Genomic DNA, 18,737 nt, shown 5'->3' with positions numbered 1-18,737 from the left:
TACAGCGATGGCTCTCGATGTACCGTACCGTTCCATCCCCGACATGTTCCTCAAGCGCGTGGCGGCGTCCCCCGACCGCGACGCCTTCGCCCACCCGGCCCCCGACGACTCCGGGCCGGTCTGGCTGAACTGGGAGCAGGTGGCCCGTCGCGCCAAGGCGGTCGCCGCCGGGCTGCACGGCCTCGGTGTCGGCCTGGAGGATCCGGTCGCGATCCTGGCGAACACCCGGCTCGACTGGGTGATCGCCGACCTCGGCATCATGTGCGCCGGCGGCGCCACCACCACCGTCTACCCGACCACCGAGCCGGAGGACGCGACCTACATCATCGCCGACTCCGGCTCCCGCGTGCTCTTCGCCGAGAACCCGGCGCAGGCCGCCAAGATCGCCGGCGCGGACCTGCCGGCGCTGACCCACGTCGTGCTCTTCGACGGTGCCGCCGACCCGGCCGCCGCCGTCCCCCAGCTCACCCTCGCCGAACTGGAGGAGCAGGGCGCGAGCGCGCTGGCCGCCGAGCCGGACCTGGTCGACAGGCTGGTCGCCGGGATCGGCCCCGACCACCTGGCCACCCTGATCTACACCTCCGGCACCACCGGGCGCCCGAAGGGCGTCGAGCTGCTGCACGGCGGCTGGTGCTGGGAGGGCGTGGCCCAGGCCGAGCTGGGGCTGCTGCGCGAGAACGACCTCCAGTACCTCTGGCTTCCCCTGTCGCACTCGTTCGGCAAGACCCTGCTCTGCGGGGCGATCCACGTGGGCCTGCCGACGTACGTCGACGGCCGGGTGGACAAGCTGGTCGACCTGCTCTCGGTGATCCGGCCGACGCTGATGTGCGGCGCGCCCCGGGTGTTCGAGAAGGTCTACAACAAGGCGGTCACCACCGCACAGGCCGGTGGCGGCGCGAAGGCGAAGATCTTCGCCTGGGGCGTCCGGGTCGGCAAGGAGAAGGTCGCCCTGGAGCAGGCCGGCCGCCCCCTGCCGGGCGGGCTCAAGTTCAAGTACGCGCTGGCCGAGAAGCTGGTGTTCAGCAAGCTCCAGGCCCGCCTCGGCGGCCGGATCCGGGTGCTCGTCTCCGGCGCCGCCCCGCTCAGCCCGGAGATCGCCACCTTCTTCGCCGCGGCGAACCTGCCGATCTCCGAGGGCTACGGCCTCACCGAGACCAGCGCCGGCAACTTCGTCAACCCGCCCGACGGGCTGCGCATCGGCACCGTCGGCAAGGCGATGGGCGACCTGGAGTGCCGCATCGACACCGACGGCGAGATCCTGGTGCGCGGCCGGCCGGTGATGCGCGGCTACCACAACCTGCCCGAGGAGACGGCCGCCGCGTTCACCGAGGACGGCTTCTTCCGCACCGGCGACATCGGCACCCTCGACGCCGACGGCTACCTGAAGATCACCGACCGGAAGAAGGACCTGGTCAAGACCTCGGGCGGCAAGTACATCGCGCCGTCGCACATCGAGGGGATGTTCAAGGCCACCTGCCCGTACACCTCGCAGGCGGTGGTGATCGGCCAGGCCCGCAACTACTGCACGATGCTGGTCACGCTGGACCCGGACGCGATCAAGGGCTGGGCCGCCGGCACGCCGCTGGAGGGCCGCGACTACGCCGAGATCGTCGCCTCGCCCGAGGCGAAGGCGATGGTCGAGGGGTACGTGGCCGAGCTCAACGCCAAGCTCAACCGCTGGGAGACGATCAAGAAGGTCGCCATCCTGCCGCGCGACCTGACCATCGAGGACGGCGAGATCACCCCGTCACTCAAGATCAAGCGCCGCGGCGTGGAGAGCAACTTCGCCGGCGAGATCGAGAAGATGTACGCGGGCACGCTGGCCGAACTCTGAGCACGCGACGTCGGCGGCCCCGCGTTCCGGCGCGGGCCCGCCGACGTCGGGGCCGACCGTCGGCGTCGGGCCCGGGTCCGTTGCCGGAGCCGGGCCGTCGGGTGCGTTGTCGGAGCCGGGCCGTCGGGTGCGTTGCCGGAGCCGGGCCGTCGGGTCCGTTGCCGGAGCCGGGCCGTCGGGGCCGGGCGGGGCGGTCGGGCTCCGGGCCGGGCAGTCGGGCCCGGTGGCGCCGGGCTCAGAGGTAGTCGCCCCGCCAGCGCGTCTGCTCGGCCTCGGCGGCGCGCTGTTCCTCCAGTGCCACCTGCCGCACGTGCCGCCGCCACGGGGCGTCGACGGTCGTCTGCAGCGTGACCACCAGGACGGTGGCCACCGCCAACACGCCCAGGGCGGCCAGTTCCGGCACCCGCGCCGCCGCCGGGACCAGCGCGACGAGCAGCACCACCCCGCCGATCGACGGCCAGCGCGTCGCCCCCAGCATCCGCTTCGCCAGCAGGACCAACGTGAGCAGGTAGAGCGCGACGCCACCGTGGAGGACCAGCAGGTCGAAGCCGGGCAGCGGCACCCCCCACTGCGGGGTCCCCGGGGCGGCGCCCTCGTGGATCAGCCCCTTGAGACCCAGCGCGAAGAGGATCACGCCGGTGATCAGCGGCAGGTGCAGGTAGGTGTACACGTCCCGGGCCAGCCCGGCGCGGGTACGCGGGTCGCGGGTGTGGTGCAGCACCTGCTCCATGGCCAGGGCGAGGGTGTCGAAGTACGCCCACCACAGCGCCGCGACCACGCCGATGCCGAGCAGCGCCGCGACGATCACCGGCCACGTCAGCGGCAGGGCGGCGGTGGTGCCGGGCCCGAGCCCCAACGCGATGATCGACTCGCCGAGCGCCACCATGATGATCAGCGCGTGCCGTTCCGCCCAGTGCCCCGCCGAGAGCACCGTCCACCCCGCGCGGTGCTGGGCCAGGCCGGCGCCGTACTCGACGGCGAGCGCGCCGACCCACAACGTCAGCCGCAGACCGGTCTCGGCGCCGTCTTCGAAGAACCGCTGCGGCACCAGCGCGGCGGTCAGGATGAGCCCCGTGGCGATCAACAACGGCAGGATCAGTACGGGCATCCGCCGGCGCACCTCCCGGTCGGTGCGCACGGCCCAGAGGAAGACCGCCACCTGGGTCGCGCGGACCACGAAGTAGCAGGCGGCGAAGACCACCGGGCCGGGCAGCCCGCCGGGGTGGTCGACGAACGCCTTCGGCAGGCTCAGCGCGAGCACGAACACGGCGGCGGCGAGAGCGAACCCGATCAGTGGCGTCAGGCCCTGGTCGGTCCGGATCACGTTGCCCAGCGCAGCGAAGCCACTCCAGCACCACCACAGCAGGGCGAGCACCACCAGGAACCGGACCAGCCCGCGGAGGTCCAGGCTGCCGGCCGTCACCGTGGTCACGTTGAGGAAGGCGAAGACGAAGACGAGGTCGTAGAAGAGTTCGAGGCGGGTGGTGCGGGACCCCGGGGCGCTCGGCAGGATGCCGCGCGGCCACCGGATCTCCCCCGCGTCCCCCACCTGGGCAGTCTCCCAGGCGGGCAGTCGGGCGCAGGCACGATTGGCCGACCCGGTCAGGGCCGCGCGGCCCCGGTCCGGTGCCGGCTCAGGCGATGACCGCCGGTTCCCGCCACTGCGAGCGACCGCCCCGGTCCAGGTCGTACCGGACGGCGGCGATGCGGCCCACCGCCTCGACCAGGTCGGCGGCCGGCAGGGTGAACGGCAGCCGCAGGAAGCGCTCCAGCGTGCCGTCCAGGCCGAAGCGGGGACCGGGCGCCAGGCGTACGCCGACCTCCTCGGCGGCCCGGGCCAACGCGCTGGAGATCGGCCCGTCCAGTTCCGCCCAGAGGGTCACCCCGCCGTGCGGGACGGTGACCCGCCACTCGGGCAGGCGCTGCGCGAGCGCCGTCAGCAGCGCGTCGCGCTGGGCGGTGAGCTGGGCCCGGCGCGCCGCGACGATGGCCGGCGCGTCGGCGAGCAGGTGGACCGCGACCAGTTGGTCCAGGACCGGACTGGCCATGTCGACGCCGACCCGGGCGGCGGCGAGCCGCTGCACCTGCGGGGCGGAGGCGCGGACCCAGCCGATGCGCAGGCCGCCCCAGAACGGCTTGCTCATCCCGCCGATCGTGATCACCCGCGAGTGCCGGTCGAAGCTGGCTGTCGGTGGGGGCAGCACCGTCCCGTCCAGCGGCAGGTCCACGAAGGACTCGTCGACGACCAGGTCGGTGCCGACGGCGTGGGCCGTGGCCACCACCCGTTCCCGCAGCGCCGCCGGCATCAGGTGCCCGGTCGGGTTCTGGAAGTCCGGGATCAGGTACGCCAGCTTGGGCCGGGTCTGCCGGAGGCCACCGAGCAGCAGGTCGGCGTCCCACCCGGGCTCCTCCAGGGCCAGGCCGTGGGTGGTGATCCGGGCCCGACGCGCGGCCAGCGCGGCCAGCGCGTTCGGGTAGCTGGGCGCCTCGACGAGTACGTTGCCGCCGGGGGCGAGCGCCAGCCGGAGCACCAGGTCGAGGGCGTGCTGGGTGCCGTTGGTGACCATGATCTGGTCGGGCGAGGTGGGCAGGCCCCGGTCGGTGTAGGCGTCGGCCACCGCCTCACGCAGCTCGATGATCCCGGTCGGGTGGTAGCCGGCGCCACCCAGGTAGCGGGGCAGGTCCTCGGCCGCCGAGCGGGCGGCCGGCAGCAGCTCGGGCGGCGCGGCGAGCGCGGCGACCCCGAGATCGATCATGTCCCGGTCGTCCAGCGGGGTCCAGAGCCCGGTGCTCGCCACCCGGTGGGTGCCCGGGAGCATGGTCCAACTGCCGGCACCCCGTCTGCTGGCCAGGTGCCCGCTCTCGCGCAGCTCCCGGTACGCGGCCGTGACGGTGGTCCGGCTGATCTTCAGCGCCTCGGCCAGCTCCCGTTCGGCGGGCAGCCGTACGCCCAGCGGCAGCCGGCCGTCGGCGAGCAGGCCGCGTACGGCACCCGCCAGGGCGGCGTAGTCGGGGCTGCGACGGCGGCCGGGAAGTGCGTGCCACTGACCGAGGAGCCGGGCCAATTGAGCACCCCGAACCTGACTCGTCATGGCCACTCCTCCTGGATTGGCTCTTACGCTGCGCAAATTGGCCTCTAGCGTGGCATGGGTGACACCGATTGGCAATCTCCGACATCGTCCCGCGCGGCGACTCAGCCAGCTCTACGCGGGACTCGTCCTCTACGGCGTGAGCATGGCCCTGATGATCAACTCGGAGCTGGGCCTGGACCCGTGGAACGTGTTCCACCAGGGCCTGTCCGAGCTGACCGGCCTCTCCATCGGCACCGTCACCATCGCGGTGGGCGTGCTGGTGCTGCTGCTCTGGATCCCGCTGCGCCAGCGTCCCGGCCTCGGCACCGTCAGCAACGCCCTGGTGGTCGGGCTGGTGGTGGACGCGACGCTCCCGCTGCTGCCGGCGGGCGGGTCGCTGGGCGTACGGGCCGGGATGCTCGTCGCCGGCGTCGTGGCCAACGGGGTGGCGACGGGGCTCTACCTCGGCGCCCGCCTCGGGCCGGGTCCCCGCGACGGCCTGATGACCGGCTACGTCGCCCGCCGGCCCGGCCGCTCCGTCCGGCTCGTCCGCACCGTCATCGAGGTCACGGTGCTGGCACTGGGCTGGCTGCTCGGCGGGGTGGCGGGCGTCGGAACGGTCGTCTACGCGCTGGCCATCGGGCTGCTGACCCAGGTCTTCCTGCCGCTGTTCACCGTCCCCGGCCCGCAGAACCCCGCCCCGGACCCGGTCACGCCGCTCCCCACGGCCTGATCCGCCCCGGTGGCGCCGGACGCCTGCGAAGTGACGCTGCTCGACGTGCCGCCGGGCCTCGGGCACCGGCCTACCGCGCCCGTCCCGCGCCGCGTCCGCGACGATCCCCGTCCCCGGCAGACGGGCCCGACGCCGGTGTTCCCTTCGGACGCCACGCCCGGCAGAATCCTCGCATGGGGGAGAACGGATGGCGCTGGAGCGATGCCTGGATCTTCGTCTCGGTGGTGATCGCCAGCGGAGCGGGAAGGCACCGCCGGGCGGCGTCCAGCCGCCGTCCCGAGGGCGTACGCCTCGCCGACGTGCTCTCCACCGCCGACCATCTCAACCAGGCGATCCCCGAGCGGCACGAGGTGGAGGCGGCGGTCCGTCGCCTCGTCGGGGCCGGGCTGGTCAGCGTCACCGACGGCTGGTTCCGGATCACCGCTGACGGTGAGCGCCTCTGGCGCACCCGGCCGAGCGCCGGGCTGGCCACCACCGTGGACACCGTCCAGGGCGTGCTGACCCGGCGGCACGCCCCGGTCAGCGCCGAGTGGCACCTGGACGAGGCCGACCACGCCGCCGCCGTCCAGGAGTACGTGGTGCGGTCGATCCCCGCACCCCGGCGCTCGCCCGAGAACCGGGGCCGCCGGGACTGAGCCGCGCGGGCCGTCAGCGGACCGGGTGCCCGGCCACGCGCAGCGCGTCCTTGACCTCGCCGACGGTCAGCTCGCCGAAGTGGAAGACGCTGGCGGCGAGCACCGCGTCGGCGCCGGCGCCGATCGCCGGCGCGAAGTGCGCCACCTGGCCCGCACCGCCGCTGGCCACCACCGGCACGTCGACCACCCGGCGCACCGCGCCGATGAGTTCGAGGTCGAAGCCGGCCTTGGTGCCGTCGGCGTCCATCGAGTTCAGCAGGATCTCCCCCGCGCCCAGCTCGGCGCCACGGCGGGCCCACTCGACCGCGTCCAGCCCGGTGCCGCGCCGGCCGCCGTGGGTGGTCACCTCGAAACCGCTGGGCGTGCCGCCCGCGGGAGCCCTCCGCACGTCGAGCGAGAGCACCAGCACCTGCCTGCCGAAGCGGTCGGCGATCTCGGCGATCAGCTCGGGGCGGGCGATCGCGGCGGTGTTCACCCCGACCTTGTCCGCGCCGGCGCGCAGCAGGGTGTCGACGTCGGCGACCCGCCGGATGCCACCGCCGACGGTCAGCGGGATGAAGACCGACTCCGCCGTGCGGCGGACCACGTCGAGCATGGTGCCCCGGTCGCTGGAGGAGGCGGTGACGTCGAGGAAGGTCAACTCGTCCGCGCCGGCCCGGTCGTACGCCGCCGCCAGCTCCACCGGGTCACCCGCGTCGCGCAGGTCGAGGAAGTTGACCCCCTTGACCACGCGACCGGCGTCCACGTCGAGACACGGGATGACCCGTACCGCCACCGTCATGCCGCGAGCCTATCCTTCCCCGCTGGCGGCGGCGATCGGCCTGTGAGCCCGACCACCGCCGTCAGCAGCGGATCCCTGCTCCACCGGAGATGTCAGGGAGGTGCCTTCCTCACACCCGGACGAGCATCTTGCCGAGGTTCTCGCCGCGGAGCAGGCCGAGGAACGCCTCGGGGGCGTTCTCGATGCCGTCGACGACCGTCTCGTCGTACGAGACCTTGCCGTCCCGCAGCCAGCCGGCCATCTCGCGGACGAACTCGTCGCGCAGGTGCCCGTGGTCGCCGACCAGGAAGCCGCGCAGGGTGAGCCGCTTGCCGATGAGCAGCGCCAGGTTGCGCGGCGCGGCCGGGGGCTCGGTGTCGTTGTACTGCGCGATCATTCCGCAGATCGCGGCACGGCCGTGCATCTTCATCGCGGAGATCGCCGCCTCCAGGTGGTCCCCGCCGACGTTGTCGAAGTAGACGTCGACGCCGTCGGGGGCGGCGGCCTTCAACGAGTCGCGTACCGGGCCGTCGTGGTAGTCGAACGCCGCGTCGAAGCCGAGTTTCCGCAGCCGCTCGACCTTCGCCGCCGAGCCGGCGCTGCCGACCACGCGCCCCGCGCCCCTGATCTTGGCGATCTGCCCGACCAGGCTGCCCACCGCGCCGGCGGCGGCCGAGACGAAGACGGTCTCCCCCGGCTTCATCCCGGCGACCTCCAGCAGCCCGGCGTACGCGGTCAGGCCGGTCATGCCGAGCACGCTCAGGTAGGCGCTGACCGGGGCGAGATCGGGATCGACCTTCCGGGCGCCCCTCGCGTCGAGCAGCGCGTACTCGCGCCAGCCGAGGCCGTGCAGCACGGTGTCGCCGGGCCGGACGCCCTCGGCCTCGCTGGCCACGACCTCGCCGACGGCCCCGCCGTCCAGCGGCGCGTCGAGCGCGAACGGCGGCACGTACGACTTGACGTCGTTCATCCGGCCCCGCATGTACGGGTCGACCGAGACGTACCGGTTGCGGACCACGACCTGCCCCGGCCCGGGGGTGGGCACCTCGGTCTCGACGAGCCGGAAGTTGTCGGCGGTCGGCCAGCCCTGCGGGCGGGAGGCCAGGTGGATCTCCCGGTTGCGGGTGCTCACCGCGCCTCGCGCACGGTGAGGGCGACCTCGACGTTGCCGCGGGTGGCGTTCGAGTAGGGGCAGACCTGGTGCGCCTGTGCGAGCAGCTCCTCGGCGGTGGCCCGGTCGACGGCCGGGAGGTCGACCGCGAGGGCGACGGTCAGCCCGAAGCCGCCGCTGCCGTTGGCGCCGATGCCCACCTCGGCCTCCACGACCGAGCCGGAGACGTCGGCCTTCGCCTTGCGGGCGACCAGGCGCAGCGCCGAGTGGAAGCAGGCGGCGTAGCCGGCCGCGAAGAGCTGCTCGGGGTTGGCGGCGCCGCCGGCGCCACCCATCTCCTTCGGCACGGCCAGCCCCAGGTCGAGGGTGCCGTCGGAGGTACGGACGTGGCCGTCCCGACCGTCCCCGCTCGCCCGGGCGGACGCGGTGTAGAGCACCTGCATGGTGGTCACTGCTCCTTCTGTCGGTGGATCGTCTCGGTGACCCGGGTGAGGGTGTCGCGCAGGGCGACCAGCTCCGCCTCGGTGAGGCCCGTGGCGCTGGCGACCCGCAGCGGCACCTCGCACATCCGGTGCCGCAGGGCCCGCCCGTCGTCGGTCAGGCCCACCTCCACCCGCCGCTCGTCGCGCGCCGACCGGGTCCGGACGACTAGCCCCGCCCCCTCCAGCCGCTTGAGCAGCGGGGAGAGCGTGCCGGAGTCCAGCCGCAGGGCGGCGCCGAGCTCGGAGACCGTGGGGGTGTCGTCGCGCTCCCAGAGCACCATCAGCACCAGGTACTGCGGGTAGGTCAGGCCGAACTCGTCGAGGACGGGCCGGTAGACGTCGGTGAGGGCGCGCGACGCGGCATAGAGCGCGAAGCACACCTGCCGGCGCAGTACCAGATGGTCGGTCACCGGGAAACCGTAGCGCGCAATTTGGTTGTGCACAACCGATCAGTTGACGCACAGCGGCACGTTGGGCGGCACCGTCTCGCCGCGCTTCACCACCGTGGTCTGGGAGCCGAGCGTGCCGGAGGTCTCGATCGGTTTGGTCCGGAAGACCTTCAGGAAGAAGTTGACCACGTCGGCCACCACCTTCGGGATCGAGTAGCCGATGCCGTACCGCATGGTGACGTTGATCCCCGCGCCCCGGCAGACGATGAGACCGGCGCCCGAGCCCAAGGTCGCCCCGACAGTCGTACGCAGCCCCACGTAGAGACCGGCGCTGAACCCGAGCGCCCCGATCCCGACGGTGAACTTCACGTCGTAGCTGAGCAGCATGCCGTTCACGCCGATCGACACCCCGGTGATGGAGTTGGTCAGGCTGTCGCGGACCGTGAATCCGGCGGGCACCACGGGCCCGAAGAACGGGCGGTGGTACCCGTAGCCGACCGCGCCGGTCAGGGCGTACTCGCCGGCCGCGCGGAACGACCCGTCCTTGGCGGTGAAGACGGTCCGGACCTCCAGCAACTGGTCCACGGTGGCGGAGAACGGCACCCCGAGGATGGTGCCGATCGGCACGCTGAACTGCACCGGCACCACGACGGACTTCGCCAGGTTGCGCTGGTTGCCGACCTGGGTGGCGGCGTCGATCGAGACCCGGAGGCCGGCGCCCCCGGTGACGCTGAACTCGGCCCGGGTCACGGCGCCACCGCTGATGGCCACGTCGAAGCTCGCCGTCGGGCGCCGCATCACGAAGGTGACCGAGCCCGTCATCCGGATGTCGCCGTCGTCGTAGGCGAAGCTCAGACCGACGCCGTCGGCACAGCACTGCGGGGTCAGCTGGATCCCGCCCGCCTTCGCGGCGGACGACCCGCCCGTCCGGGCCGGCGGCTGCGGCGGCCGGGGCGCCTGACCCGCGCGGACCGGCACGGCCCGGCCGGGCAGGCGCGAGCCGCCCGACGCCCCGGCCCCGTCCGCACGGTCGGCCCCGGCGGGCCCCGGGACCAGCCCCCCACCCGTTCCGCCCTCCTCGGGCAGGTCGGCCGCCGCCCAGGCCGGCTCACCGGCGGCGTACGCGACGGGCCGGTCCAGCGGCACGGGCCGGTCGGTGCGGAAGGTGCCGTCCCGCACCACCTCGGTCAGGGTCACCGGGCCGATGGTCACCGCGAGGTCGTCCCCCTCCGGACGCACGTCCACCACCCGGCCGACCGCCCGTCCCGTCAGGAACATCACCCGCCCCGGGGCCAGTTCGTCCGCCCGCTCCGCGTCCGGGTCGATCCGCCAGGTCAGGCCGTCGTCGCTCACCGACCGCACCGCCCGCCCGCCACCGCCGACCAGCACCACGTCCGGCTGGTACGTCACGTCGGGATGCGGCTGCGGCGCCAGGCCGTGACGGATCGCGTCGGCGTGGTACGGGTCGGACGGGTCCCCGCCCGGCGGATCGTCGCGCTGGCAGGCCGACGTCACGACCACCAACAGGACCAGCACGGTCGCCGCCGCGAGCCACCGGACGACGGGGTTCGTCCTCATCGCGACCCGCTCAGAGCCGTCCGGCCACGGTACGGGCCACGCGTTCCAGGGGCGCCCGGTTCTCGGCCGGGTCGTTGAGCCGGACCAACCGCACCGACACCCACTGGCCGGCCCGGTGGACGAAGACGGCCTCGTGGCTCGCGTACGCCTCGTCGCCGACCCCCGGCAGCGGTCGCAGCTCGTGGCCGAGGTCCCGCTCGATGTCCAGGAACTTCTTGGCCCCGTCGCCGACGAAGACCTCCACCTGGGCGGTCGGCCCGGTCACCGGCCCGGTGTAGGTGCAGGTCTCCCGCACGGGCTTGGCGTCGTCCAGTCCGGTGCCGGCGAGCTGCTCGGCCTCCTTCCTGGACACCAGCGCGCAGGGGTCCGGCGCCGCCGCTGCCGACGGTGTCGGCTCCGGCTCGGCCTCGGTGCTTTCGACGACCGCCTCCGACGGCGCCACGACGTCGGGCGCGGGCGGCTGGCCCCCTTCGGCCCCGCCACATCCGGCCAGCGGCACGGCCGCCAGGCCGAGCAGCCCGGCCAGCAACGCGTACCGGCCCGGACGACGAATCTGCTGCACGATGTCCCTCCTTCGTGGCTGGCGGCCGGGGCCGGACGCGGGCCGGAACGGCGGCACGGTCATGGCCGGTCACCCCCGGTCAGCGGCGCCGGCTCGTCCGGCGTCGAGATCCACTCGGCCGGGCCCAGCCGGTCGACCCGCCAGCCCACGGCGCTGGCCACCGCGGCCACCGTCTCCGCGTCCGGTCCCTCGACCAGGGCGAGCACCACCTCGTCGGCCACGATCCGCACGGCTGCCCGCAGCCGGGTGGCGTCGGTGGTCAGCGCACCGACCGGCTCGTCGGCGCACTCCTGCGCGACGCCGTCGTAGCGTTCGAGGACGAAGAGTCGAGTGGCCATACGCCGACGCTAGGTCGGCCCGGCACCGGGGTAATCGGGTGTTTCCCTATCCTTCGCCGTCGGCCCGGGCCATCACGGCGCCCAGCTCGGCGCGGCTGGCGATCCCGAGCTTGCGGTAGATCCGCGCGAGGTTCGCCTCGACCGTCTTGGGGCTGATGAACAGCGTGTCGGCGATGACGCGGTTGGTCAGGCCGGTGGCGGCGAGCCGGGCCACCTCCCGCTCGGTGCCGGTCAGCTGGCGAGGCGCCGCCGGGCGGCCTCCCATGCGGTCCGCCTCCGCGCGGGCCCGGCCGGCGAGAGCCGCCGCGCCGAGCGCCTCGAACTCGAGGGCGGCCGTGGTCAGCGCCTCGCGTGCCTCGCGTCGGCGCCGGACCCGCCGGTACGCGACACCGGCCACCAGCAGACAGCGCGCCCGGTCCAGGGGCAGCACGTCGGCGGGCACCTCGGCCCTGGCGGCAGCCAGCTCCGCCAGGGCGTCCGACGGGTCCCGGCCCAGTGCGCCCGCGAGCAGCACCCGGCTGCGGGCCAGCCCCAGGGTGGTCCACGGCCGGGGCAGCCGCCGGTGCCGTACGGCCAGCCGGTCCAGCGCCTCCGCCGCGGTGACCAGGTCGCCCGTGCCGACGCAGGCCTCCAGCCAGTCCGGCTCGAACCGCTGGGCGATGGGCTCCGCCAGCCCCAGCTCGTCGACGGTCGCGGCCAGCTCGCCGTAGTACCGCGCGGCCTCGGGCAGCCGGCCACCGGTCAGCGCGGCGAACCCGGCCAGCTGGGCGAAGATCCGGCGGCGCCAGCGGTCGTCCAGCTCGGCGGCCCGGCGCAGCCCGTCCTCGGCGATCCGGCTGGCGTGCGCCACCTGCCCCCGGTACGCCCGCAGCAGCCCGTCCAGCCAGTGTTCGCCGGCCGAGTCGCTGCCGTACTGCTCCCCCAGCTCGCGGGCGGCGGCGATGTGCGCCGCGGCGGCCGAGTACCGCCCGGCGAGCAGCTCGCTCTCGCCCAGGTGGCAGAGGAGTTCGTGCTGGGACGGCTCGTCACCGCGGGCGACGGCCCGCGCCAGCATCCGACTGAGCCGGTCGCGGGCCCGCCCGTGCTCGTCGACCGCCTTCCACCAGGCCGCCGGCACGATGCCCGCCAGCCACGACGGGTCCTCCCCCTCCAGCACGAGCGCCCGTTCCAGGAGGTCCGTCCGGGCCGGCAACCCGGCCCGGACCTCGTTGAAGAACAGCAGCAGCAACGCCGCCGCGTGCACCGGACGGTCCTGCGGGCTGGCGGCCAGCAGCGCCACCGCCGCCTGGGCGTCCCGGCACGCCGGCTCCGGGGCATCGCGGAACAGGCTGAGATGGGCGTGGATGCGTCCCGCCAGCGTCGAGGAGGCCGGGGCCGCTTCCAGCGCCCGTTCGGCCGCCAACCGGGCGGCCTCCGGCGGTTCGTCGGAACTCCAGGCGACGACGGCCCGCAGCAGCAGCGCCTCCGCCCGTGCCGGCCCGGTCAACTCCTCGGCGGCGAGGTCGGCGGCCACCTTCGCGGCGGGGTAGTCGCCGCTGTCGAACCGGCACTCCGCGGCGGCCAACCGCCACCGCGCGAACTCCTCGGGCGTGCCCGGCGGGAGGAGCCGCGCCGCGGTGTCGTACAGCCCGGCCGCCGTCTCCGGCGCCCCCCGGGCCCGTTGCCGGACGGCGGCCGCCGCGATCTCCGCCGCCGCCCGCGGATCGGGTGCGCTGACGCAGCGGGCGAGCTGCCGCGCCCGCTCGTCCGGGTCGTACGCGGTGTCGGCGAGCAACCGGTGCAAGCGGCGACGCACACCCGGTGGCACGTCGTCGCGCACCGCCGCGGCGTAGACCGGGTGGGTGAACGCGACGGCCTCCCCGGCGACGGCCACCAGGCCGGCCTCCTCCGCCGCGTCGAAGGCCGTCGGCGACACCCCGGCCCGGACCAGCGCGGCCAGCGCGGGTACGCCGGAGAGGGCGGCGAGCCGGATCGCGTGCCGGGTGTCGGGCGGCAGGGCGGCCACCCGGTCGGCGACCAGCCGCCGCAGCGACGGCGCGGCCGGCAGGTCGGCGCCCGGGGCCGGCAGCTGCGGCATCCGCAGCACCGCGCGGGCGAGTTCGATGGCGAGCAGCGGGTTGCCCCCGGCCTCCTCGGCGATGCGCACCAGCAGGGGGCGGGGCAGCGCCGTGCCGGTCTCGGTACGCAGCACGTGGTGCAGCGCGCCGACGCCGAGCGGGCCGAGGGCGATCCGGTCGAGCCGCCCGCCGGTGGCGCCGTGGTCGATGCCCAGCGGGGCGGGGTCCACGCCCGCCCGTTCCGCGCGGGCGGTGACCAGGACGGCGACGCCCGGCGTCAGCCGGCGCACCGCGAAGCGCAACGCGCGCTCACTCGGCGGGTCGAGCCACGGGGCGTCGTCCACGGCCACCAGCAACCGGGGCACGGACGGGCCCGCACCGTCGCCCGCGACACCGGTGGCAGCAGCGAGGCCTGCGGCGGTGGCAGCGCCTGCGACGCCGGTCGTGGCGGCCGTACCGGTGGCGGTGGTGGCGGCCGTACCGGTGGCGGCCGTGGCGGTCGTGCTGGTGGCGGCGGTGGCCAGCAGCGACGCGGTGGCGACGCCGACCGTGCGCTCGTCGACCGGCTGCGTCACCTCGCCGGCGAGCAGCACCCCGGCCAACGCCGCGCGCTGCGGGGCGGGCAACTCGGGCACCCGGCCGGCGAGCGGGGCCAGCAGGTCCGCCAGCGCCGCGAACGGCAGTGCCGACTCCGACTCGGTCGGCGCGCAGGCCAGCACCAGCCAGCCGGCCCGGCCGGCCGTGGCCAGCAACGACCGGTGCACGGCCGTCTTGCCGATCCCGGCGGGACCCTCCACGAGGACCGGCCGTCCCTCGGCCAGGCTCCGCCAGGCATGGTCGACCACCAAGTCCCGACCGACGGCCGCCCCGCTCACCGGCTCAGTCTGGCACCGGCCCGCGACGGCGGTCGAGAACCGGACGGCGGGTCGCGCGAGACCGCCGATCCGGGCCGTCCCGCCAGGGCTCAGCGATCGCCGAGGTACGCCTCCAACTCCACCTCGACCAGGTGGTCCGGGTCGAGCAGACCGGCCACCACCACCAGCGTGGCCACCGGGCGGACCGCGCCGAAGACCGCGTTGTGCGCCCGCCCCACCTCGTCGGCGTACGTGCGGTCGGTGACGTACATCCGGGTCCGCACCACGTCCCCGGGCTCCGCGCCCACCTCGGCCAGCGCGGCCAGCCCGATCCGCAGGGCCTGCGCGGTCTGCGCCGCCGCGTCGCCCACGTGGGTGACCACGCCGTCCACCGTGGAGGTGCAGCCGGCCGTCCAGGCCAGGTCGCCGGCCCGGACCACCCGGCAGTAGCCGTACACCGACTCCCACGGGCCGCCCGACCCGAGCCGGGTGACGGTCACGCCGCGGCCAGGGTTTCCAGCGCCTGCGCCACCGTGAAGGCGCCCGCGTACAGCGCCTTGCCGGCGATCACGCCCTCCACACCCAACGGCTCCAGGGTGGCCAGCGCCCGCAGGTCGTCCAGGGTGGAGACGCCGCCCGAGGCGATGACCGGGGCATCGGTACGGGCGCAGACCTCGCGCAGCAGGTCCAGGTTCGGCCCGCGCATGGTGCCGTCCTTGGTGATGTCCGTGACGACGTAGCGCGCCGCACCCGCCTTGTCCAGCCGCTCCAGCACCTCGAACAGGTCGCCGCCGTCGCGCGTCCAGCCCCGGGCGGAGAGGGTACGGCCCCGCACGTCCAGCCCGATCGCCACCCGGTCGCCGAACTCGCCGCACACCCGGTCGCACCAGACGGGATCCTCCAGTGCGGCGGTGCCGATGTTCACCCGGGCCGCCCCGGTGCCCAGCGCGGCCCGCAGCGACTCGTCGTCGCGGATGCCGCCGGACAGCTCCACCTTCACGTCGAGCTGCCGCACCACCTCGGCCAGCAGGTGCGCGTTGGAGCCACGGCCGAACGCGGCGTCGAGGTCGACCAGGTGGATCCACTCGGCACCGTCGCGCTGCCACGCCAGCGCCGCCTCCAACGGGTCGCCGTACGTCGTCTCGCTGCCGGCGGCGCCCTGCACGAGTCGGACGGCCTGGCCGTCGGCGACGTCCACGGCGGGCAACAGGGTGAGGCTCACGGTATTTCTCCTCGAAGTCAGGTGCGACGGTCCAGGGCGATCACCACGATCGCCGGCAGTACGAGCAGCAACAGCACGACCAGCGCGATCCGCAGCGCCAGATCGTCGACGAACGTCCAGATCAGCGTCATCGCCGCCAGGGTCAGCAGCACGATGGCGGCGCGTTCGCCGCGGCTGTGCCGGGGCAGCCGGCCCGTCCGCCCCCGGCGCAGCGACGGCGTCAACCGGCGGACCAGCGCCCGGCGGCGCGACCGTCGGGCCGCCCGCCGCTCGCGGACGACCCGGGCCCGGGCAGCCTCGGCCTCCCGGGCGGCCCGACGCCGGGCCCGCTCCTTGCTCACGACGTACCCCTTCGCGGGCTGGCTGCCGACGGGATCGGCCCCGCCGCACCGGGCCGGCGCTCAGTCACCGGTGGAGAGCGTGGCGAGCCAGTTGCGCAGCAGCGCGGCACCGGTGTCGGCGGACTTCTCCGGGTGGAACTGCGCGGCGCACAGCGGACCCCGCTCGACGGCCGCCACGAAGTCCGTTCCGTGGTGGGCGGTGGTGACCAGGGCGCCGGCCTCCGCCAGGGCGCCCGGCTCCCGGACCCCGTACGAGTGCACGAAGTAGAACCGGCTGCCGGCCGGCAGGCCGGCGAAGAGCACCGAACCCGCCGGCGCGGTGACCGTGTTCCAGCCCATGTGCGGCAGCCGGGGGGCGGCCAGGCTGGTCACCCCGCCCGGGAGCAGCCCGAGGCCCTTGGTCACCACGCCGTGCTCGTCGCCGTGCTCGAAGAGCACCTGCATGCCCACGCAGATGCCCAGCACGGGACGGCCGGCGGCGACGCGCTCGGCGATCACCGGGCCGGCCCCGAGGGCCTCGATCCCCGCCATGCAGGCGGCGAACGCGCCCACGCCCGGCACCACCAGCCCGTCCGCCTCGGCGGCGGCGGTCAGGTCGTCGGTCACCGTCACGTCCGCGCCGGCCCGGGCCAGGGCCCGCTCAGCCGAACGCAGGTTGCCCGACCCGTAGTCGAGCACCACCACGCGGCTCATGCCGTCACCACCCTCCGGTCGGCGGCGCCGCGACGCGGCGGCCTGGTCCGCCCGCTCACGCGCCCTCCCCCGGCAGCAACCAGAGCGCACCGGCGACCGTGGCCAGGACGGCGAGCAGCGCGGTGACGATCACCGCGCCGCGCGGCGCACCCTGCCGGTGCAACGACCACGCCCCGCCGACCAGCACGCCGGCCAGGATCAACACCAACGACGGCAGCGCCCCGCCCATTCAGAGCGCCCCCTTCGTGCTGGGGATCGCGCCCGCCGCGCGCGGGTCGATCGCCGTGGCCTCGCGCAGCGCGCGGGAGACCGCCTTGAACTGGGCCTCCACCACGTGGTGGGCGTCCGGGTGCCCGCCGGGGCGGGCCGCCCGCAGCACGTCCACGTGCAGGGTGATCCGGGCCGCCTGGCCGAAGGACTCCCAGATGTGCCGGGTCATGCTGGTCGGGTAGACCGGCCCGATGTACGGCGCCAGCACCGGCTCGTCGTGCACCACGTAGGGACGGCCGGAGAGATCGACGGCGGCCCGGACCAGCACCTCGTCCATCGGGACGGTGGCCGAGCCGTACCGCCGGATGCCGGCCTTGTCCCCCAGCGCCTGGTCGAACGCGGCGCCCAGCGCGAGGGCCGTGTCCTCCATCGTGTGGTGGGCGTCGATCTCCAGGTCACCCACGGTCTGCACGGTCAGGTCGAAGCCGCCGTGCCGGGCGATCTGGTGCAGCATGTGGTCGTAGAAGCCGACGCCGGTGCCGATCTCGGCCCGGCCGGTGCCGTCGAGGTCGATCTCGACGAGGACCCTCGTCTCCTTGGTGATCCGCTCCACGCGGGCGGCCCTGCTCATTGCTTGCCTTTCGGTCGCGGCTGCGGGGCTCGCAAGCTCACTCCTCGCGCTCCCAACTGCTTGCCTTTCGGTCGCGGCTGCGGGGCTCGCAAGCTCACTCCTCGCGCTCCCACTAGATCTTCTCCATGGCGGTGAGGAAGGCGTCGGTCTCGGCCGGGGTGCCGGCGGTGACGCGCAGCCAGCCCGGCAGGCCCACGTCGCGGACCAGCACGCCGTGCTCCAGCAGGGCGCGCCAGGCGGCGGACTGGTCGCCCCCCACCTCGAACAGCACGAAGTTGGCGTCGCTGTCGGCCACCCGCACGCCCCGCTCGCGCAGCCGCGCCACGATCCGGTCGCGCTGCCCGCAGATCGCGGCCACCGTGCCGAGCAGGGCGTCGCGGTGCGCCAGCGCCGCCCGGGCCGCGGCCTGGGTGAGGGCCGAGAGGTGGTACGGCAGCCGGACCAGCTGCACCGCCGCCACCACCGCCGGGTCGGCCGCCAGGTAGCCCAGCCGGCCGCCGGCGAAGCCGAACGCCTTGCTCATCGTCCGGGTCACCACCAGCCGCGGGTGCCCGGGCAGCACCGCCAGGGCGCTGACCGTGCCGGGGCGGGCGAACTCGGCGTACGCCTCGTCGACGACCACCATGCCGGGCGCGGCGTCCAGCACCGCGGCGACCACCGCCGGGTCGAGGGCGGTGCCCGTCGGGTTGTTCGGCGAGCAGAGGAAGACCACGTCCGGGGCGTGCTCGCGGACCTGGGTGACCGCCTCGTCCGCCGTCAGCCCGTAGTCGACGCCCCGGCGGGCCGGTACCCACCGGGTGCCGGTGCCGAGCGCCAGCAGCGGGTGCATCGAGTACGCCGGGACGAAGCCGAGCGCGCTGCGCCCCGGGCCACCGAACGCCTGGAGCAGCTGCTGCTGGATCTCGTTGGAGCCGTTGGCCGCCCACACGTGGTCGACGGTGAGCCCGTGGCCGAGGTAGCCGGCCAGGTCGGCGCGCAGCGCCAGCGCGTCGCGGTCCGGGTAGCGGTTGAGGTCGCGCAGCTCCGCCGCCAGGGCCTTGCCGAGCGCGTCCACCACCGCCTCGGGCACCGGGTAGGAGTTCTCGTTGGTGTTCAGCCGCACGGGCACGTCGAGCTGCGGCGCCCCGTACGGCGACAGCCCGCGCAGGTCGTCGCGGATCGGCAGGTCGTCGAGGGTGGTCACGCGGCCACCCCGCTCCGGCGCGCGACGGCCCGGGGCCGACGGGGTCCGGGCCC

At 74.9% G+C, this 18,737-nt stretch carries 20 protein-coding genes; 3 read left to right on the top strand and 17 right to left on the bottom strand.

Annotated features, from left to right (window positions below; translation table 11 throughout):
* The first annotated feature begins 7 nt into the window (after window positions 1-7).
* Window positions 8-1,834, top strand: a complete 1,827-nt coding sequence (locus ACGFIG_RS13100; RefSeq protein WP_393002284.1) for an AMP-dependent synthetase/ligase — start codon at window positions 8-10, stop codon at window positions 1,832-1,834.
* Window positions 1,835-2,069: 235 nt separating this feature from the next.
* On the opposite strand, the gene ACGFIG_RS13095 is transcribed toward ACGFIG_RS13100, so the two are convergent.
* Window positions 2,070-3,383 (bottom strand): low temperature requirement protein A, encoded by a 1,314-nt coding sequence (locus ACGFIG_RS13095; RefSeq protein ID WP_393002283.1) that lies wholly within the window; start codon window positions 3,381-3,383, stop codon window positions 2,070-2,072.
* 85 nt (window positions 3,384-3,468) lie between these two features.
* A complete protein-coding gene (locus ACGFIG_RS13090; protein ID WP_393002282.1) occupies window positions 3,469-4,926 on the bottom strand; it encodes a PLP-dependent aminotransferase family protein in 1,458 nt (485 codons plus the stop codon).
* 58 nt (window positions 4,927-4,984) lie between these two features.
* Between ACGFIG_RS13090 and ACGFIG_RS13085 the strand changes: the two genes are divergently transcribed.
* Entirely contained in the window at window positions 4,985-5,638 is a 654-nt protein-coding gene (locus ACGFIG_RS13085; protein ID WP_393002281.1) for a YitT family protein, read from the top strand.
* A 173-nt stretch (window positions 5,639-5,811) separates the two neighbouring features.
* Window positions 5,812-6,273: a hypothetical protein gene (locus ACGFIG_RS13080; RefSeq protein ID WP_393002279.1), complete on the top strand. Its 462-nt coding sequence runs from the start codon at window positions 5,812-5,814 to the stop codon at window positions 6,271-6,273.
* Window positions 6,274-6,286: 13 nt separating this feature from the next.
* On the opposite strand, the gene hisF is transcribed toward ACGFIG_RS13080, so the two are convergent.
* From hisF to ACGFIG_RS13005, 15 genes are all read right to left on the bottom strand, one after another.
* Complete coding sequence (gene hisF / locus ACGFIG_RS13075) at window positions 6,287-7,054, bottom strand: imidazole glycerol phosphate synthase subunit HisF (RefSeq protein WP_393002277.1); 768 nt, start codon at window positions 7,052-7,054, stop codon at window positions 6,287-6,289.
* Between the two features lie 109 nt (window positions 7,055-7,163).
* Window positions 7,164-8,165, bottom strand: a complete 1,002-nt coding sequence (locus ACGFIG_RS13070; RefSeq protein ID WP_393002275.1) for an NADP-dependent oxidoreductase — start codon at window positions 8,163-8,165, stop codon at window positions 7,164-7,166.
* Window positions 8,162-8,587 (bottom strand): organic hydroperoxide resistance protein, encoded by a 426-nt coding sequence (locus tag ACGFIG_RS13065; RefSeq protein WP_393002913.1) that lies wholly within the window; start codon window positions 8,585-8,587, stop codon window positions 8,162-8,164. The genes ACGFIG_RS13070 and ACGFIG_RS13065 overlap by 4 nt, the downstream gene beginning before the upstream one ends.
* Before the next feature lie 5 nt (window positions 8,588-8,592).
* The gene (locus ACGFIG_RS13060; protein ID WP_393002273.1) at window positions 8,593-9,036 is read right to left on the bottom strand and encodes a MarR family winged helix-turn-helix transcriptional regulator; all 444 of its coding nucleotides are present in this window, start codon (window positions 9,034-9,036) and stop codon (window positions 8,593-8,595) included.
* A 39-nt stretch (window positions 9,037-9,075) separates the two neighbouring features.
* Window positions 9,076-10,593 carry a hypothetical protein gene (locus tag ACGFIG_RS13055; RefSeq protein ID WP_393002271.1) on the bottom strand — a complete coding sequence of 506 codons (1,518 nt, stop codon included), beginning with the start codon at window positions 10,591-10,593 and terminating at the stop codon, window positions 9,076-9,078.
* A 10-nt stretch (window positions 10,594-10,603) separates the two neighbouring features.
* On the bottom strand, window positions 10,604-11,155 hold the full coding sequence (locus ACGFIG_RS13050) for a DUF3558 family protein (protein ID WP_393002269.1): 552 nt from the start codon (window positions 11,153-11,155) through the stop codon (window positions 10,604-10,606).
* 59 nt (window positions 11,156-11,214) lie between these two features.
* Window positions 11,215-11,493, bottom strand: a complete 279-nt coding sequence (locus ACGFIG_RS13045) for a hypothetical protein (protein WP_393002267.1) — start codon at window positions 11,491-11,493, stop codon at window positions 11,215-11,217.
* Window positions 11,494-11,539: 46 nt separating this feature from the next.
* Window positions 11,540-14,425 carry a LuxR C-terminal-related transcriptional regulator gene (locus ACGFIG_RS13040; RefSeq protein ID WP_393002265.1) on the bottom strand — a complete coding sequence of 962 codons (2,886 nt, stop codon included), beginning with the start codon at window positions 14,423-14,425 and terminating at the stop codon, window positions 11,540-11,542.
* An 89-nt stretch (window positions 14,426-14,514) separates the two neighbouring features.
* A complete protein-coding gene (locus tag ACGFIG_RS13035; RefSeq protein WP_393002263.1) occupies window positions 14,515-14,904 on the bottom strand; it encodes a RidA family protein in 390 nt (129 codons plus the stop codon).
* Window positions 14,901-15,626 carry a bifunctional 1-(5-phosphoribosyl)-5-((5-phosphoribosylamino)methylideneamino)imidazole-4-carboxamide isomerase/phosphoribosylanthranilate isomerase PriA gene (priA, locus tag ACGFIG_RS13030; protein ID WP_393002261.1) on the bottom strand — a complete coding sequence of 242 codons (726 nt, stop codon included), beginning with the start codon at window positions 15,624-15,626 and terminating at the stop codon, window positions 14,901-14,903. Before priA ends, ACGFIG_RS13035 begins: the two co-directional genes overlap by 4 nt.
* Window positions 15,627-15,643: 17 nt before the next feature.
* Window positions 15,644-15,967, bottom strand: coding sequence for a hypothetical protein (locus ACGFIG_RS13025; protein ID WP_393002259.1), 324 nt, complete (start codon window positions 15,965-15,967; stop codon window positions 15,644-15,646).
* A 60-nt stretch (window positions 15,968-16,027) separates the two neighbouring features.
* Window positions 16,028-16,660, bottom strand: coding sequence for an imidazole glycerol phosphate synthase subunit HisH (gene hisH, locus ACGFIG_RS13020; protein ID WP_393002257.1), 633 nt, complete (start codon window positions 16,658-16,660; stop codon window positions 16,028-16,030).
* 55 nt (window positions 16,661-16,715) lie between these two features.
* Complete coding sequence (locus ACGFIG_RS13015; protein WP_393002255.1) at window positions 16,716-16,889, bottom strand: hypothetical protein; 174 nt, start codon at window positions 16,887-16,889, stop codon at window positions 16,716-16,718.
* Window positions 16,890-17,501, bottom strand: a complete 612-nt coding sequence (hisB, locus tag ACGFIG_RS13010) for an imidazoleglycerol-phosphate dehydratase HisB (RefSeq protein ID WP_393002253.1) — start codon at window positions 17,499-17,501, stop codon at window positions 16,890-16,892.
* 112 nt (window positions 17,502-17,613) lie between these two features.
* Window positions 17,614-18,684, bottom strand: a complete 1,071-nt coding sequence (locus ACGFIG_RS13005; RefSeq protein WP_393002251.1) for a histidinol-phosphate transaminase — start codon at window positions 18,682-18,684, stop codon at window positions 17,614-17,616.
* Between the last annotated feature and the right edge of the window lie 53 nt (window positions 18,685-18,737).

The organism is Micromonospora sp. NPDC049048 (assembly GCF_043197615.1).
Taxonomy (GTDB): Bacteria; Actinomycetota; Actinomycetes; order Mycobacteriales; family Micromonosporaceae; genus Micromonospora.
The sequence above is the reverse complement of the archived record's forward strand: the minus strand, read 5'-3'. Positions and strand labels throughout refer to the sequence as shown.